14 protein-coding genes are annotated in these 14,923 nt (G+C 74.3%); 9 read left to right on the top strand and 5 right to left on the bottom strand.

Annotated features, from left to right (window positions below):
- The first annotated feature begins 599 nt into the window (after positions 1 to 599).
- The gene (locus LE181_RS29465) at positions 600 to 1,463 is read left to right on the top strand and encodes a tetratricopeptide repeat protein (RefSeq protein ID WP_372458536.1); all 864 of its coding nucleotides are present in this window, start codon (positions 600 to 602) and stop codon (positions 1,461 to 1,463) included.
- 77 nt (positions 1,464 to 1,540) lie between these two features.
- Here the strand turns inward: LE181_RS29465 and LE181_RS29460 are convergent, their stop codons facing one another.
- Positions 1,541 to 2,851, bottom strand: a complete 1,311-nt coding sequence (locus LE181_RS29460) for a DUF1015 family protein (RefSeq protein WP_225664566.1) — start codon at positions 2,849 to 2,851, stop codon at positions 1,541 to 1,543.
- A 75-nt stretch (positions 2,852 to 2,926) separates the two neighbouring features.
- On the opposite strand from LE181_RS29460, the gene LE181_RS29455 reads away from it, so the two are divergent.
- Entirely contained in the window at positions 2,927 to 3,958 is a 1,032-nt protein-coding gene (locus LE181_RS29455; protein WP_225664565.1) for an HAD-IIA family hydrolase, read from the top strand.
- Between the two features lie 36 nt (positions 3,959 to 3,994).
- Here LE181_RS29455 and LE181_RS29450 read toward each other — a convergent pair whose 3' ends face one another.
- Together LE181_RS29450 and LE181_RS29445 are read right to left on the bottom strand one after the other, a co-directional pair.
- Positions 3,995 to 4,840 carry a siderophore-interacting protein gene (locus LE181_RS29450; RefSeq protein WP_225664564.1) on the bottom strand — a complete coding sequence of 282 codons (846 nt, stop codon included), beginning with the start codon at positions 4,838 to 4,840 and terminating at the stop codon, positions 3,995 to 3,997.
- A 46-nt stretch (positions 4,841 to 4,886) separates the two neighbouring features.
- Positions 4,887 to 5,921, bottom strand: a complete 1,035-nt coding sequence (locus tag LE181_RS29445; protein ID WP_225664563.1) for an ABC transporter substrate-binding protein — start codon at positions 5,919 to 5,921, stop codon at positions 4,887 to 4,889.
- A gap of 55 nt (positions 5,922 to 5,976) precedes the next feature.
- On the opposite strand from LE181_RS29445, the gene LE181_RS29440 reads away from it, so the two are divergent.
- From LE181_RS29440 to LE181_RS29430, 3 genes are read left to right on the top strand one after another with little or no spacing between them, the layout of a single operon-like run.
- Positions 5,977 to 7,026 (top strand): FecCD family ABC transporter permease, encoded by a 1,050-nt coding sequence (locus tag LE181_RS29440; RefSeq protein WP_225664562.1) that lies wholly within the window; start codon positions 5,977 to 5,979, stop codon positions 7,024 to 7,026.
- Positions 7,023 to 8,060 (top strand): FecCD family ABC transporter permease, encoded by a 1,038-nt coding sequence (locus tag LE181_RS29435; RefSeq protein WP_225664561.1) that lies wholly within the window; start codon positions 7,023 to 7,025, stop codon positions 8,058 to 8,060. Before LE181_RS29440 ends, LE181_RS29435 begins: the two co-directional genes overlap by 4 nt.
- Complete coding sequence (locus LE181_RS29430; protein WP_225664560.1) at positions 8,057 to 8,977, top strand: ABC transporter ATP-binding protein; 921 nt, start codon at positions 8,057 to 8,059, stop codon at positions 8,975 to 8,977. Before LE181_RS29435 ends, LE181_RS29430 begins: the two co-directional genes overlap by 4 nt.
- On the opposite strand, the gene LE181_RS29425 is transcribed toward LE181_RS29430, so the two are convergent.
- Positions 8,925 to 9,272, bottom strand: a complete 348-nt coding sequence (locus LE181_RS29425; protein ID WP_225664559.1) for a sterol-binding protein — start codon at positions 9,270 to 9,272, stop codon at positions 8,925 to 8,927. The two genes, LE181_RS29430 and LE181_RS29425, sit on opposite strands and share 53 nt — an antisense overlap.
- A gap of 68 nt (positions 9,273 to 9,340) precedes the next feature.
- Between LE181_RS29425 and LE181_RS29420 the strand changes: the two genes are divergently transcribed.
- From LE181_RS29420 to LE181_RS29410, 3 genes are read left to right on the top strand one after another with little or no spacing between them, the layout of a single operon-like run.
- The gene (locus LE181_RS29420; RefSeq protein ID WP_225664558.1) at positions 9,341 to 9,580 is read left to right on the top strand and encodes a hypothetical protein; all 240 of its coding nucleotides are present in this window, start codon (positions 9,341 to 9,343) and stop codon (positions 9,578 to 9,580) included.
- A 13-nt stretch (positions 9,581 to 9,593) separates the two neighbouring features.
- A complete protein-coding gene (locus LE181_RS29415) occupies positions 9,594 to 10,400 on the top strand; it encodes a TlyA family RNA methyltransferase (RefSeq protein ID WP_225664567.1) in 807 nt (268 codons plus the stop codon).
- A complete protein-coding gene (locus tag LE181_RS29410; protein WP_225664557.1) occupies positions 10,397 to 11,338 on the top strand; it encodes an NAD kinase in 942 nt (313 codons plus the stop codon). Before LE181_RS29415 ends, LE181_RS29410 begins: the two co-directional genes overlap by 4 nt.
- Positions 11,339 to 11,381: 43 nt before the next feature.
- On the opposite strand, the gene LE181_RS29405 is transcribed toward LE181_RS29410, so the two are convergent.
- The gene (locus LE181_RS29405) at positions 11,382 to 12,812 is read right to left on the bottom strand and encodes a S41 family peptidase (protein WP_225664556.1); all 1,431 of its coding nucleotides are present in this window, start codon (positions 12,810 to 12,812) and stop codon (positions 11,382 to 11,384) included.
- Positions 12,813 to 12,934: 122 nt separating this feature from the next.
- Here LE181_RS29405 and recN point away from each other — a divergent pair, with 122 nt between their 5' ends.
- Positions 12,935 to 14,683: a DNA repair protein RecN gene (gene recN, locus LE181_RS29400; protein ID WP_225664555.1), complete on the top strand. Its 1,749-nt coding sequence runs from the start codon at positions 12,935 to 12,937 to the stop codon at positions 14,681 to 14,683.
- Positions 14,684 to 14,923 lie beyond the last annotated feature (240 nt).

Genomic DNA, 14,923 nt, shown 5'->3' with positions numbered 1-14,923 from the left:
TCCGCCGTGACGACCGCGGCCCGCGCCGTGACGACGACCGCGGTGGTTTCCGCCGCGACGACCGCCCCGGCGGCTTCCGCCGTGACGACCGCGGCCCGCGCCGTGATGACGACCGTGGCGGCTTCCGTCGCGACGACCGTGGCCCGCGCCGCGACGACGACCGTGGCGGCTTCCGCCGTGACGACCGTGGCCCCCGTCGTGATGACGACCGTGGCGGCTTCCGCCGTGACGACCGCGGCCCGCGCCGTGACGACGACCGCGGTGGTTTCCGCCGCGACGACCGCCCCGGCGGCTTCCGCCGTGACGACCGCGGCCCGCGCCGTGATGACGACCGTGGCGGCTTCCGTCGCGACGACCGTGGCCCGCGCCGCGACGATGACCGTGGCGGCTTCCGCCGAGACGACCGCCCCGGCGGCTTCCGCCGCGACGACCGCCCCGGCGGCTTCCGCCGTGACGACCGTCGCGACGACCGCGGTCCCCGCCGTTCCTTCGGCGACCGCCCGGGCGGCGGCGGTGGCTACCGCGGCCGGGACGACCGTTCCGGTGGCGGCTACGGCCGGCGCGACGACCGTGACCGCGACCGCGGCGAGCGGGAGCCGGTGAAGCGGCTGCCGATCCCGGACGACGTGACCGGTGACGAGATCGACCAGGACGTGCGGCAGGAGCTCATGAGCCTGCCGAAGACCCTCGCCGAGGACGTCGCCCGCAACCTCGTCATGGTCGCCAAGCTGCTCGACGAGGACCCGGAGCGCGCCTACGAGTACTCGCGGATCGCCCTGCGGCTCGCTTCCCGCGTCGCCGCCGTGCGTGAGGCCGCCGGCTTCGCCGCGTACGCCACGGCCAAGTACTCCGAGGCCCTCGCCGAGTTCCGTGCGGCCCGCCGCATGACCGGTTCCGTCGAGCTGTGGCCCGTCATGGCCGACTGCGAGCGCGGCATGGGCCGCCCGGAGCGCGCCCTGGCCATGGCCGGCGAGCCCGAGGTGCAGAAGCTCGACAAGGCCGGCCAGGTCGAGATGCGCCTGGTCGCCGCCGGTGCCCGCAAGGACATGGGCCAGGCGGAGGCGGCGGTCGTGACGCTGCAGAGCCCCGAGCTGGCGTCGAACTCCGTTCAGCCCTGGACCGCGCGCCTGCGCTACGCCTACGCCGACGCGCTCCTGGACGTCGGCCGCGAGGCCGAGGCCCGCGAGTGGTTCGCCAAGGCCCTTGAGGCCGACCAGGGCGGCACCACGAACGCCTCCGACCGGCTCGCGGAGCTGGACGGCGTGGAGTTCACGGACGCCCTGCAGGAGGACGACGCGGACGACACCCAGGTCAAGGACGAGACCGAGTCCGTGACCGACGCCGACACCGAGGCCGACGCCGACACCGAGGCCGACGCCGACACGGAGGCCGACGCCGACGCCGAGAACGTTGCCGAGGCCGACGCCGAGGGCACCGACGGTGACTCCGGCAGCAAGGGCTGACGAAGCCTGCTGACCGGCTGACCAGCCGCAACGGACCGGGCCCTGCCTGATCACTCGTGATCGGGCAGGGCCCGGTTTCAGTTGAGGGCCAGACTCCGCAGCACGAGCCCCGTCGCCGGCTTGGGACCGAACGACGTCGACTTGCGCGGCATCGTCACGCCCTGCTCGGCGAGCTCCCGCACGACGTCCTCGTGGACCGGGTGCATCAGGACCGCCGTGCCGCCGTGCAGCTCGGCCTGCTGGACGGCCGCCGCGGTCTCGTGGATGTACCCGATGTGCTCGGGCGCGTCAGGAACCTGCCACACGTGCTCCAGCAGCGTCGAGTGCAGGACCGTCGCGTCCAGCTCGCGCCACGCCTGCGGGCGGTCGCCGGGGACCGTACGGGCCAGCAGGTCCGGGTCCGGCCGGTCCAGGAGGTGGAAGCGGCCGTCGCCGGCCAGGACGAAGGCGTTGCCGCCCGGTACGGCCGACGCCTCCGCGAGCGCGTCCAGGGCGTCCGGCAGCGGGCCGTCGATCGTACGGACACGGAACGCATCCCCCAGCGCCGCCAGCGCCTCCGCCACCGGCAGCCGGTGCAGGAGCCGGTGGATGGCCCGTACCCGCAGCGGGTAACGGGCCGTGTCCACGAGCAGGACGAGGCCGTAGTCCCAGGGGCCCGGCGCCGGCTGCTCGGCGCGCAGGCGCAGGTAGGTGGCCCAGCGGTGGTGGCCGTCGGCGATGAGGGCGTGCTGGTGGGAGAGGTCCTTGTCGACGGTGTCGAGGTCGTGCGGGTCGGTGATCGCCCACAGGCGATGGGCGTAGCCGTCGTCCGTGAGGGTGGAGAGCAGCGGCTCGGTGCGGATGACCTGCTCGATGACGCCGGCCGCGCCCTCCGTGCCGTTGCCGTTGCCGCGGTAGGAGAAGAGCAGCGGTTCCAGGTTGGCGCCGGTGTCGCGCATGAGCGCGGCGCGGTCCTCGACGATGTGGGGCATGACGTCCTCGTGGGGGAGGACCACGCCCTCCTCGCGCGGGGTGAGGCGCAGGGCGCCGATGAGGCCGCGCTGCAGGATGCCGTCGCCGCGCTGCTCGTAGACGTAGAGCGCGGGTTCGGGGTCGGCGGCGAGGATGTTCTCCTCCTGCCAGCGGCGCAGGGTCTCCGCTGCCTGGCGGTGCCGGTCGGCCGCGGTGGCGGCCTGGGGGAGGATGAGCCGGACGATGTTGTGCGGGTCGGCGGTCTCCAGGTGGCGCAGGCCGTCCGGCCGCACGACGACGTCGTACGGTGGTGAGGTGACCGCCGAAAGGCTGCCGACCCGTTCGGGGACGTACCGCAGCCCTCGGAAGGGGGTGAGTCGCAGCCCCTGTCCTGCGGGACTGCCGGTGGCGCCGTTGCCATGGCCTGGAGTGCTCATTGTGAAATGTTATGTCCCACGGCCGGATGAGCAATGATCGTGGAAGAGACGTAGAGCACAGGGAGCGATCACAGCATGAAACAGAGCGTCCGGACCCGTCCCGATGGCAGCAAGCGGCCACTGAGCGGCGACTACGACACCGCGCTTCTGGACCTCGACGGTGTGGTGTACGCGGGGGGCGAGGCCATCGTGCACGCCGTGGATTCGCTGGGCACGGCCCGGGAGAGCGGGATGCACCTCGCCTACGTGACGAACAACGCCGCCCGGACGCCGGAGACGGTCGCGGAGCACCTGACCGAGCTGGGGGTGCCGGCCGAGCCGGCCGACGTCATCACGTCGGCGCAGGCGGTCGCCCGGCTGATAGCCGATCAGCTTCCGTCCGGTTCCCGGGTGTTGGTGATCGGCGCGGAGGGGCTGCGGGTGGCGCTGCGGGAGCGCGGGCTGGTGCCGGTGGACTCCGCGGACGAGGATCCGGCCGCCGTCGCCCAGGGGTTCGGCGGGATGGACATGCCGTGGTCGCGGCTGGCCGAGGCGTCGTACGCGGTGGCCCGGGGCGTGCCGTGGTACGCCTCCAACACCGACCTGACGATTCCGAGTGCGCGCGGCATCGCGCCGGGCAACGGCTCCGCGGTGCAGGTCGTGCGGATCGCCACGGGTGCGGAGCCGCAGGTGGCGGGGAAGCCGCTGCCCCCGATGCACCGCGAGACGATCCTGCGCACCGGTGCGCAGCGGCCGCTGGTGGTGGGCGACCGGCTCGACACCGACATCGAGGGCGCGCACGTGGGGGGTGTGGACTCGCTGCTGGTGCTGACGGGCGTGACGACGGCGGCGGAGCTGCTCGCGGCGCGGCCCGAGCACCGGCCGACGTATGTGGCGGAGGACCTGCGGGCGCTGCTGGAGCCGCACCCGGCGGTCGAGGGCTCTGCCGGTGAGGGGTTCCGGTGCGGTGGCTGGAGTGCGTCGGCCGACGGCGATGCGCTCGTCCTCGACGGCGAGGGCGAGCGCATCGACGCGTTGCGGGCGCTGTGTGCCGCCGCGTGGACGGCTGCGGGTGAGGGTTCCTGCACGCTGGACGCGGGCAAGGCGCTGGCGCGGCTGGGCTGGTAGGGGCCGGTCGTGCGGGCCGGGTGCCGGCCCGCACGGTCAGCCCAGCTCCGCCAGGAGGTCCTCCTCCGTGGCGCCGAGGCGCCAGTAGCCGGTGAAGGTGACGGCGCGGCGGTCGATGCCGCGGTCGCCGACGAGATGGCGGCGCAGCGCGCGGATGGTGCCGGACTCGCCGGCGATCCAGGCGTAGGGCGTGCCGGCGGGCAGTTCCGCGGTGCGGACGGCGTCGAGGACGGGCCGGTCGGCGGGGGTGCTGCGGACCAGCCAGGTGATGTCGGCGTCGGCGGCCGTGGGCAGGTCCTGGACGTCGTCGGGGTGCGAGACCTCGATCCAGACCTTCGCGGGGGTGCCCGCCGGCAGCCAGGCGAGGATGCCGGCCGCGGCGGGCAGCGCGGACTCGTCGGCGGTGACGAGCACCCAGTCGGTGCCGGCCGGTGGCTGGAAGTCGACGCCGCCGTTCTCCTCGGCGACCGGGCCGAGGACGGTGACGCGGTCGCCGGGGCGGGCGGTGCGGGACCAGTGGGAGGCGGGGCCGCCGTGCCCGGTGCCCTCGCCGTGCTCCCCGTGCTGGACGAAGTCGACGTCCAGTTCGGCGGGATCGTGGCGCAGCTCGCGCACGGTGTACGAGCGCATGACGGCTCGTACGGCCGGGTCCTGGGTCCGCCACTGTGCGTACCAGCCCACGCCCCGGTCGTCCGGCAGCACCGGCGCGTCCTGGCCCGGGCGGGGCAGGAAGAGCTTGAAGCGCTGGTCGCGGCCGCCGGTGACCATCTCCCCGAGGCGGTCGCCGCCGAAGGTGACGCGCAACAGGGCGGGGCTGATCCGCTCGGTGCGCAGGACGTACAGGTCGAACCAGCGGTAGGGCGGGGGCGGGGCGTCGGTCATCGGGGGAGGTGGTTCCTTGTCGGTGGGGGTGTGCGGGGACCGGGCGTCAGGAGGTCTTCTTCGCCTTCTCGATCGCCGAGGCCAGGGCTTCGAGCAGGGGTGCGCAGCCGGCGTAGGAGAAGCGCGGTTCGCTCAGCCAGGGGCTGACCTGTCCGGCCTTGACGGCGGGGAGCTTCTCCCAGGTCGGCTTGGCGGCGAGGTCCTTGGGCTGCAGGGCGGAGGTGCGGCTGTCGAGGAGGACGAGGTCGGCCTGGTACTTGTCGGCGTTCTCCCAGCTGAGGCTCTCGAAGTAGCCGCCCTGGTCGAGCTTTTCGGGGACCACGAAGTCGACGCCGAGCTCGCGGAAGTACATCAGGTCGGCGTTGACGGCCGGGTTGGAGACGTAGAAGAGGTCCGCGCTGCCGGAGGCGGCCATGACCTTGACGGGGTTGGCCTTGGCGGCCTTGCGCAGGGTCTCGGCGGCGGCCTCGAAGCGGGCCTTGGCCTCGGTGACCTTCTTCGCCTTGAGGTCGGCGCCGAGGGACTCGGCCAGGGCGGCGTAGCGCTTGATGGGCTCCAGCATCGAGACGCGGGCGGCGGTCAGGCCGACGCTGGGGGCGAGGCCGAGGATCTTCTTCTTGCTCTCCTCCGGGACGTACCACAGCGCCTCGGGCTCGAACATGTTGCTGACGAGCAGGTCGGGGCGCAGGCCCGCGTACCTCTCGATGTTGAACTCGCCCCAGGCGTTGCCGAGGACCGTCAGCTTGTCGACGTCGAGTTCGCCGGCCTGCGGGTCGGGCTTGCCGTCCTTGAGCTTGGTGGGGCCGAAGACGCCGACGCACTCGACGCCGAAGTCGTGGAGGGCGGCGGCGGTGCCGGTGAAGGCGACGATGCGCTTCGGGGTGTGGTCGCGCTTCACGGTCTGGCCGCGGTCGTCCTTGAAGGACCAGGCGCCGCCCTTGCCGCCGCCCGGGGCGTCGTCGGCGGAGCCGGAGTCCGATGAGCCGCCCCCGCAGGCGGTGAGGAGGGCGCCGAGGCCCAGGGCGCCACCCACGGTCAGAAGGGAGCGGCGAGTGGGAGCTATGGTGCGGGGGTTGCGCATGGGGTAGTGCTTCTCTCACGTGAAGGGCGGTGTGAGGGTAGGCTAACCTAACCAGGTGTTGGTCGACAGTCCCCCTCCCCCCGGCGCCGTCTCCACGGAGGCCGCACCCCGCCGCCGAGGCGCCCTGCGAGCCGCAGGGCTGCTCGCCGCAACGGCCGTCCTCCTGCTGGTCGTCGCCGCGTCCCTCGCCATCGGCGCCAAGCAGATCCCCGTCGGACAGGTCTGGCACGGACTGTTCCACTACAGCGGCAGCGAAACGGACGTCGTCGTCCGCGACGTACGCGTCCCCCGCACCCTCCTCGGCCTCCTCGTCGGCTCGGCCCTCGGCCTCGCCGGCACCGTCATGCAGGCCCTCACCCGCAACCCCCTCGCCGACCCCGGCCTGTTCGGCATCAACGCCGGAGCCGCGGCCGCCGTCGTCTCCGGCATCAGCTTCCTCGGCGTCACCTCGCTGAGCGGGTACGTGTGGTTCGCCTTCCTCGGCGCCGCCCTGGTGTCCGTCGTCGTGTACGCGCTCGGCGGCAGCCGCGGCGCCACCCCCGTACGCCTCGCCCTCGCGGGCACCGCCGTGACCGCCGCCCTCAACGGCTACGTGTACTCCGTCCAGTTGGTGGACACCGCCGCCCTGGACCGGATGCGCTTCTGGACCGTCGGCTCGCTGGCGTCCGCCAACGCCACCCTCGTCACGCAGGTCGCGCCCTTCGTCCTCGTCGGCATCGCCCTCGCCCTGGTCCTGGCACGGCCCCTCAACGCCCTGGCCCTCGGCGACGACCAGGCCCGCGCGCTCGGCACCCGGCTGACCGCCACCCGCGCCCTCGCCCTGGCCGCCGTCACCCTGCTGTGCGGGGCCGCAACCGCCGCCTGCGGGCCCGTCATCTTCGTCGGGCTGATGGTGCCGCACGTCGTCCGCACGTTCACCGGACCCGACCTGCGCTGGATCCTGCCCTACGCGGCGGTCCTCTCACCCGTCCTGCTGCTCGGCTCCGACATCGCCGGCCGCGTCGTCGTCCGCCCCTCCGAACTCCAGGTCGGCATCGTCACCGCACTGCTCGGCGGACCCCTGTTCATCCACCTCGTACGGCGCCGGAGGATGGCCCAGCTGTGAAGCCCGTCAAAGCCCTGCGCACCCGCGGCGGCCTTTCCGTCCGCCTCGACCCGCGCGCCGCACTCGTCGTCGCGCTGCTCCTCGCCGCCGCGCTCGCCGCCTCCGTCGCCCTCATCGGCACCGGCGACTACCCGATGTCCTCCGCCGACGTCCTGCGCACCCTGACCGGCGGCGGCACCTCGGCACAGGAGTTCATCGTCCACGACCTGCGACTGCCCCGCGTCCTGGTCGCCCTGCTCGTCGGCGCCGCCCTCGCCCTGGCCGGCGCGGTCTTCCAGTCCGTCTCCCGCAACCCCCTCGGCAGCCCCGACGTGATCGGACTCGCCCAGGGCTCGACGGCCGGGGCGCTGCTCGTCATCGTCCTCTTCCAGGGCGGCACCACCGCCGTCGCCGCCGGCTCCGTCGCCGGCGGCATCCTCTCCGGTGCCGCGATCTACGCACTGGCCTGGAAGAAGGGCGTCCACGGCTACCGGTTCGTGCTCGTCGGCATCGCCATGGCCGCCATCCTCACCGCCGTCATCGGCTACCTCCTCACCAAGGCCAACCTCACCGACGCCGCCCGCGCCACCACCTGGATGGTCGGCTCCCTCAACGGCCGCGACTGGGACCAGGTGTGGCCGCTGCTGGCCGCCTGCACCGTGCTCGTCCCCCTCGTCCTCGGCCACAGCCGGTCCCTGCGCATGCTGGAAATGGGCGACGACGCCGCATACGCGCTCGGCGTGCCCGTCGAACGGACCCGGCTGGTGACCATGACGGCCGCCGTCCTGCTGACCTCCGCCGCCACCGCCGCCGCCGGCCCCATCGCCTTCGTCGCCCTCGCCGCACCCCAGCTCGCCCGGCGCCTCACCCGCTCCCCGGGACCCAACCTCACCGCCGCCGCCTGCACCGGCGCCACCCTGCTCGTCACCGCCGACTGGGCCTCCCAGCAGCTCTTCGGCGCCGACCGGCTGCCCGTCGGAGCACTCACCGGCATGCTCGGCGGCTGCTACCTGCTGTGGCTGCTGTACACCGAGCGCCGGAGCGGACGGATATGAGCAGGCGCCCGGACCCGCGCACCCCCACGAGCACGCACCAGGACAGGAACACCACCATGAGCCGGCTCTCGGCCGAATCCGTCACCCTCGCCTACGACGGGCGCGTCATCGCCGAGGACCTCTCCGTCGCCGTCCCCGACCACTCCTTCACCGTCATCGTCGGCCCCAACGCCTGCGGCAAGTCCACCCTGTTGCGCGCCCTGTCCCGCATGCTCAAGCCGGCCGCCGGCTCGGTGCTGCTCGACGGCACGGCCATCGGCTCCCACCCCGCCAGGAAGGTCGCCCGCACCCTCGGACTGCTGCCGCAGTCCTCCGTCGCCCCCGACGGCATCACCGTCGCCGACCTCGTCGCCCGCGGCCGCCACCCCCACCAGGGACTGCTGCGCCAGTGGTCGCCCGAGGACGAGCGCGTCGTCGAGGAGTCCATGGCCGCCACCGGCGTCGCCGCCCTCGCCGACCGCCACGTCGACGAGCTCTCCGGCGGCCAGCGCCAGCGCGTGTGGATCGCCATGGCCCTCGCCCAGCGCACCCCGCTGCTGCTCCTCGACGAGCCGACCACCTACCTCGACATCCAGCACCAGATCGAGATCCTCGACCTGTGCGCCGAACTCCACGAGACCCAGGGCCGCACCCTCGTCGCCGTCCTCCACGACCTCAACCACGCCGCCCGCTACGCCACCCATCTCATCGCGATGCGCGACGGCAAGGTCGTCGCCGAGGGCGCACCGGCCGACATCGTCACGGCACCCCTCGTGGAGGAGGTCTTCGGGCTGCGCTGCCAGGTCATCGACGACCCGCAGACCGGCACGCCCCTGGTCGTCCCGGCCGCCCGCCGGCCCCGCGGCCGGGCCCCGGAGGCGGGCGCTACAGGATCGACCGCAGCCGCAGCACGTCCCGCAGGCCCGCCTTCAGCTTGACCCGGCCACCGGCCCAGGCGCGCGCGAAGTTCAGCTTGCCGTCGACCAGGGCCACCAGGTCGTCCCCGGTCATCTCCAGGGCGATCTCGGCCCGCGGCTCGGACGCGCCCCGCACCGTCCGCACCTCCTTGAGGTGGCCGTCCCGCAGATGGCCCAGGAAGGTGACGTCGAGATCCGTGACGTGGCAGCTCAGCGAGCGATCGGGCGCGGCGGCGCTGCGGAGCTCCCCGCTCGCGCCCGCGAGCTTCTCCGCCAGCCGGTCGAGTGCGCCGAGGCACTCCTCAATGGTCGCCATTGCCTGGACGGTACCCCAGAGGGGGCGGAACACAGGAGAAGGCCCCTTTCCGGGGTAGCGTCGGAGCCATGACCGATCCGACGACCACCCCGGCGTCGCCCCAGCCCCTCGGCGTCCCGCGCACCCCCACCGGCGACGCCGGCGTCGACGCGCACCTGGCCCGGCTGGCCGACACCGACGACCTCGACGCCGGCGGCCACCTGCAGGTGTACGAGGATGTACACCAGGGCCTGCGCGACGCGCTCAGCGCCCTCGACCAGCGCCCCGGGCCCACGGACCCCGCGCGCCCGTACGACAACAGGAGCTGAACCGCACGTGGCAGTGACCCGCCGCCGACTCGACGCGGAGCTGGTGCGCCGCAAGCTGGCCCGCTCGCGCGAGCACGCGAGCCAGCTGATCGCCGCAGGCCGCGTGACCGTCGGCGGTACGACGGCCACCAAGGCCGCCACGCAGGTGGAGACCAGTGCCGCCCTCGTCGTCACCCAGGACGACAGCGACCCCGACTACGTCTCCCGCGGCGGCCACAAGCTCGCCGGCGCGCTGGCCGCGTTCGTCCCCCTCGGCCTGAAGGTCGAGGGCCGGCGCGCCCTGGACGCCGGCGCCTCCACCGGCGGCTTCACCGACGTCCTGCTGCGCTCGGGCGCCGCCCACGTCGTCGCCGTCGACGTCGGCTACGGGCAGCTCGCCTGGTCCCTGCAGAGCGACGAGCGGGTCACCGTGAAGGACCGTACGAACGTACGCGAGTTGACGCTGGAGCAGATCGACGGCCGGCCGGTCGACATCGTCGTCGGCGACCTGTCCTTCATCCCCCTCGGCCTCGTCCTGCCGGCCCTGGTGCGCTGCGCCGCGCCCGACGCGGACCTCGTGCTCATGGTCAAGCCCCAGTTCGAGGTCGGCAAGGAACGCCTCGGCGCCGGCGGCGTCGTGCGCAGCGCCCAGCTGCGGGCCGAGGCCGTGCGCGCCGTCGCCGGCCGCGCCGCCGAGCTGGGCCTCGGCGTACTCGGGGTTACCGCCAGCCCGCTGCCCGGGCCCTCCGGCAATGTCGAGTACTTTCTGTGGCTGCGTGCCGGTGCGCCTGAACTGGACCCGGCCGACGTTGACCGTGCAGTGGCGGAGGGGCCCCGTTGACCACTTCAGAAGCACCATCAGCAACATCGGCAGTACCGACCGGACGCACCGTCTTCCTGCTCGCCCACACCGGCCGCCCGGCCGCCATCCGCAGCGCCGAGCTCGTCGTACAGGGGCTGCTGCGCTGCGGCATCGGGGTGCGGGTGCTGGCCGAGGAGGCCGCCGACCTGCCGCTGCCCGGCCCGGCCGAGCGCGTCGAGGCCGGCCCCGGCAAGCCCGACGCCCTGGCGGGCTGCGAGCTGCTGATCGTCCTCGGCGGTGACGGCACCCTGCTGCGCGGCGCCGAGTTCGCGCGGCAGTCCGGAGTGCCGATGCTCGGCGTCAACCTCGGGCGGGTCGGCTTCCTCGCCGAGGCCGAGCGCGACGACCTCGACAAGGTCGTCGACCGGGTCGTCACGCGCGCCTACGAGGTCGAGGAGCGGATGACCCTCGACGTGCTCGTGCGCACCGACGGACACGTCGTGCACACCGACTGGGCGCTGAACGAGGCGTCGGTGGAGAAGGCCGCCCGCGAGCGGATGCTGGAGGTCGTCACCGAGGTCGACGGACGGCCCGTCTCGCGCTTCGGCGGCGACGGCGTGGTGTGCGCCACGCCCACCGGCTCCACGGCCTACGCCTTCTCGGCCGGCGGGCCCGTCGTCTGGCCCGAGGTCGAGGCGCTGCTGATGGTCCCCATCAGCGCGCACGCGCTGTTCGCCAAGCCGCTGGTGACCGCACCGGACTCGGTGCTGGCGGTGGAGGTGCAGCCGCAGACGCCCAACGGGGTGCTGTGGTGCGACGGCCGGCGGACCGTGGAGCTGCCGGCGGGAGCCCGGGTGGAGGTGCGGCGGGGCGCCGTGCCGGTGCGCCTGGCGCGGCTGCACCACGCCTCGTTCACGGACCGGCTGGTGGCGAAGTTCGCCCTGCCGGTCGCCGGCTGGCGGGGGGCTCCCCACTAACCGCCACCGCCTTCCCGGGGCCCGTCCCGCCGGGCGCGCCGCCTCAGCGTCCGGCGGTCAGGCGCCTGCGCGCCTCCCGCAGGGCCGGGTCGTCGCCCTTCGCCAGGTTCTCCTCGGTGAAGACCGGCGTCCTGACGTCCGGGGCGATGCCGGCGCCGTCGTACGTCGTCCTGCCGTCCGCCGCGCTCAGGAACTCCTCGTTCGGCAGGCCGAAGCTCCAGCCGTTCGGCAGCGCGCGGTCCAGCCGGTCGGAGAACGAGCCCTGCGTGTTCTCGCCGATGCGCACGGTCCGGGGCGTGCGGCCCATCAGCGCCTGCGTCGTCGTCTCCCCGGCGCTGATCGTCAGCCGGCCGGTGAGGACCGCCACGGGGCCGGAGTAGACCGGGCCCCGGTGCGGCCCGACCCGGACCGGCTCCGGCCGCGTGAACGCCGCCGGGTCCTCCGGATCGTTGCGCGCGTGCTTGAGGTAGGCCGTGTACGGGCGGCTCGTCAGCCGCTCCGCGATGCGCAGGCCCAGACGGTCGGAGCCGCCGCCGTTGAACCGCAGGTCCAGGACCAGGCCCCGCAGCGCCTTCGGGCCGGCCGTCCTGGCCCGGGTGAAGACCTCGTCCAGGGCGCGGTCCAGCTCCGCGCCGTCCGCCTCGTACGTCTCCTCGTCCGTGTAGTTCACGAACCCCGTCACCCGCAGATAGCCGGTGCCGTCCGGCAGGTCCGCGTAGGCGATCCTGCCCCTGCCCCAGCGGCGCAGCGCGGCGCCGTCCAGATTGCCGGCGATCGCCTCGTCGATGCGCCGCACCAGCGTCCCGTCGGGGATCGTGGTGTCCTCGCGGTGCCCCGCGAAGTACCGGCTGTAGTCGTCGCCCACGCCGCCTTTGACGAAGGTGTGCCCGTCGTGCAGCGGCTCGATCATTTCCGCGAGGATCCGGTAGAGCTCGTCCGGCGTCGTCCCGTCGGTCACCCGGGGGCGGTAGCGGGCGCGCACGGCCGGCCAGTCGATGCCCTTCGCGGCGAAGAACGGGTAGTTCTCGGCGTACGTCCGCCAGAAGACGTCGAAGACGGCGAGGTTGTCCTTCGGGGGCTCCTTCTCCCGGCAGGCCGCGGGCAGCGCCGCGATCCGGCGCAGTTCCCGATGGCCGACGGACTCCGCGTAGCGCAGCTGCGCCCGCCGGGGCCCCTCCGGCGTCACCGTGATCGTGGACGCGCCCTTCTGCCGGAACGGGCCCTCAGCGCCGGAACGGGTCGCGTCGGCCGCGCCCGGCAGGCAGCTGACGGCCGTCGTCTCGTACGAGCGCAGCCTGCGGCCGCCGTCCTCGATCGTGACGACCGTCCCGTAACCGTCCATGCGCCACACCCCGTCCAGGCCCCCCGCGCGCGGAGCCGCAGCGGCGGATCGCACCGTGACGGCAGTGGTCAGAGCGGTGGCGGTGGCGAGGAGGAGCGCGGCGGCACGCCGCCCGCGAGGTCGGTTGATCATGCTTTCCAGCCTGACGGGTGAGGCCCCGCCCCGGCCATGGAGAGGTCACCCGGACCGGTGGTGGGGTTGTCCCCAGGGACCTCGGTGGGGGAGGCCGTCGCGAGCGGCCCCCGGAACCTCGTATGGTCGTATCCGTGTTGGAGGAGATGCGGATCCGGTCCTTGGGCGTCATTGATGACGCGGTGGTCGAGCTGTCGCCCGGTTTCACGGCGGTGACCGGTGAGACCGGCGCCGGCAAGACCATGGTCGTGACCAGCCTCGGGCTGCTGCTCGGCGGTCGCGCCGACCCGGCGTTGGTGCGGGCGGGGGCCAAGGCCGCCGTCGTCGAGGGGCGGATCGCCGTCGACGGCCGCTCACCCGCGGCCGTACGGGCGGAGGAGGCCGGCGCCGAGCTCGACGACGGCACGCTGCTCATCAGCCGCACCCTCTCCGCGGAGGGCCGCTCGCGCGCCCACCTCGGCGGGCGCAGCGTGCCCGTCGGGCTGCTGGGCGAGCTCGCCGACGAGCTGGTGGCCGTGCACGGCCAGACCGACCAGCAGGGGCTGCTGCGGCCCGCCCGCCAGCGCCAGGCCCTCGACCGGTACGCCGGCGACGCGGTCGCCGTGCCGCTGGCCAAGTACACCGGCGCCTACCGCCGGCTGCGGGACGTCACCGCCGAGCTGGCCGAGCTGACCACCCGCGCCCGCGAGCGCGCCCAGGAAGCCGACCTGCTGCGCTTCGGCCTGGACGAGATCGCCGCCGTCGAGCCGCTGCCCGGGGAGGACACCGAACTGGCCGCCGAGGCGTCACGCCTCGGCCACGCCGAGGCCCTCGCCTCCGCCGCCACCGTCGCGCGCGCCGCCCTCGCCGGCGACCCCGAGGACCCCGAGGGCATCGACGCCGGCACGCTCGTCGCGGGCGCCCACCGGGCCGTCGAGGCCGTGCGCTCCCACGACCCGGCCCTCGCGGGCCTCGCCGACCGCATCGGCGAGATCGGCATCCTGCTGGCGGACGTGGCCGGCGAGCTGGCCGGCTACGCGTCCGACCTGGACGCCGACCCCCGACGGCTCGCCGCCGTCGAGGAGCGGCGCGCCGCCCTCACCCACCTCACGCGCAAGTACGGCGAGGACATCGCCGAAGTCCTCGCCTGGGCCGAGCGCAGTGCGGCCCGCCTGACCGAACTGGACGGCGACGACGACCGCATCGGCGAGCTCACCGCCGAGCGCGACGCGCTGCGCGCCGAGCTCGGGGAGCTCGCACAGGCGCTGACCGATGCGCGGACCGAGGCGGCGGAGCGCTTCGCCGGGGCGGTGACCGCCGAGCTGGCGTCGCTGGCCATGCCGCACGCCCGCGTGACGTTCGCGGTTCGCCAGAACGAGGTCGCCGACGCCGGCGCCGGCATTGACGTGGGCGGACGCGCCGTCGCGTACGGGCCCCACGGCGCCGACGACGTCGAGCTGCTGCTCGCCTCGCACCCCGGCGCCCAGCCGCGCCCCATCGCCAAGGGCGCCTCCGGCGGTGAGCTCTCGCGCGTCATGCTCGCCGTCGAGGTCGTCTTCGCCGGGTCCGCGCCCGTGCCCACGTACCTCTTCGACGAGGTCGACGCGGGCGTCGGCGGCAAGGCCGCGGTCGAGGTCGGGCGGCGGCTGGCGAAGCTGGCGCGGACGGCGCAGGTCGTGGTCGTGACGCACCTGCCGCAGGTCGCGGCCTTCGCGGACCGGCACCTGGTGGTGGAGAAGACGCACGACGGGGCGGTGACGCGCAGCGGGGTGCAGGCGATGGAGGGCGAGGACCGGGTGCGGGAGCTCTCCCGGATGCTGGCGGGGCAGGACTCGGAGCTGGCGCGGGCCCATGCGGAGGAGCTGCTCTCGGCGGCCCGGGGCGGGCGGTAGCCGCGGCCTTGGCTGTCCGCCCGTCTCTGCTGCCGGGGCCGGCGCGTCGGGGACCGGGTCGGTGCGTCGTGGGGCGGCGCGTCGGGGACCGGGTCGGTGCGTCGTGGGGCGGGGCCGGGGCGGGAGGGGACGGACCCTTCTGGGGGCTGGATTATTTACGGCCCCCGTCAGCCGTCGAGCGTGCCCCGACAGTCGCCGCAAATAACCCTTACGCCCCCTGCCAGGGTCCATCCCCTCCCG

Origin of the sequence: Streptomyces sichuanensis, assembly GCF_020328095.1 — a bacterium.
Classification (GTDB): Bacteria; Actinomycetota; Actinomycetes; order Streptomycetales; family Streptomycetaceae; genus Streptomyces; species Streptomyces cinnamoneus.
This window is presented reverse-complemented; position numbering and strand designations above follow the sequence as displayed.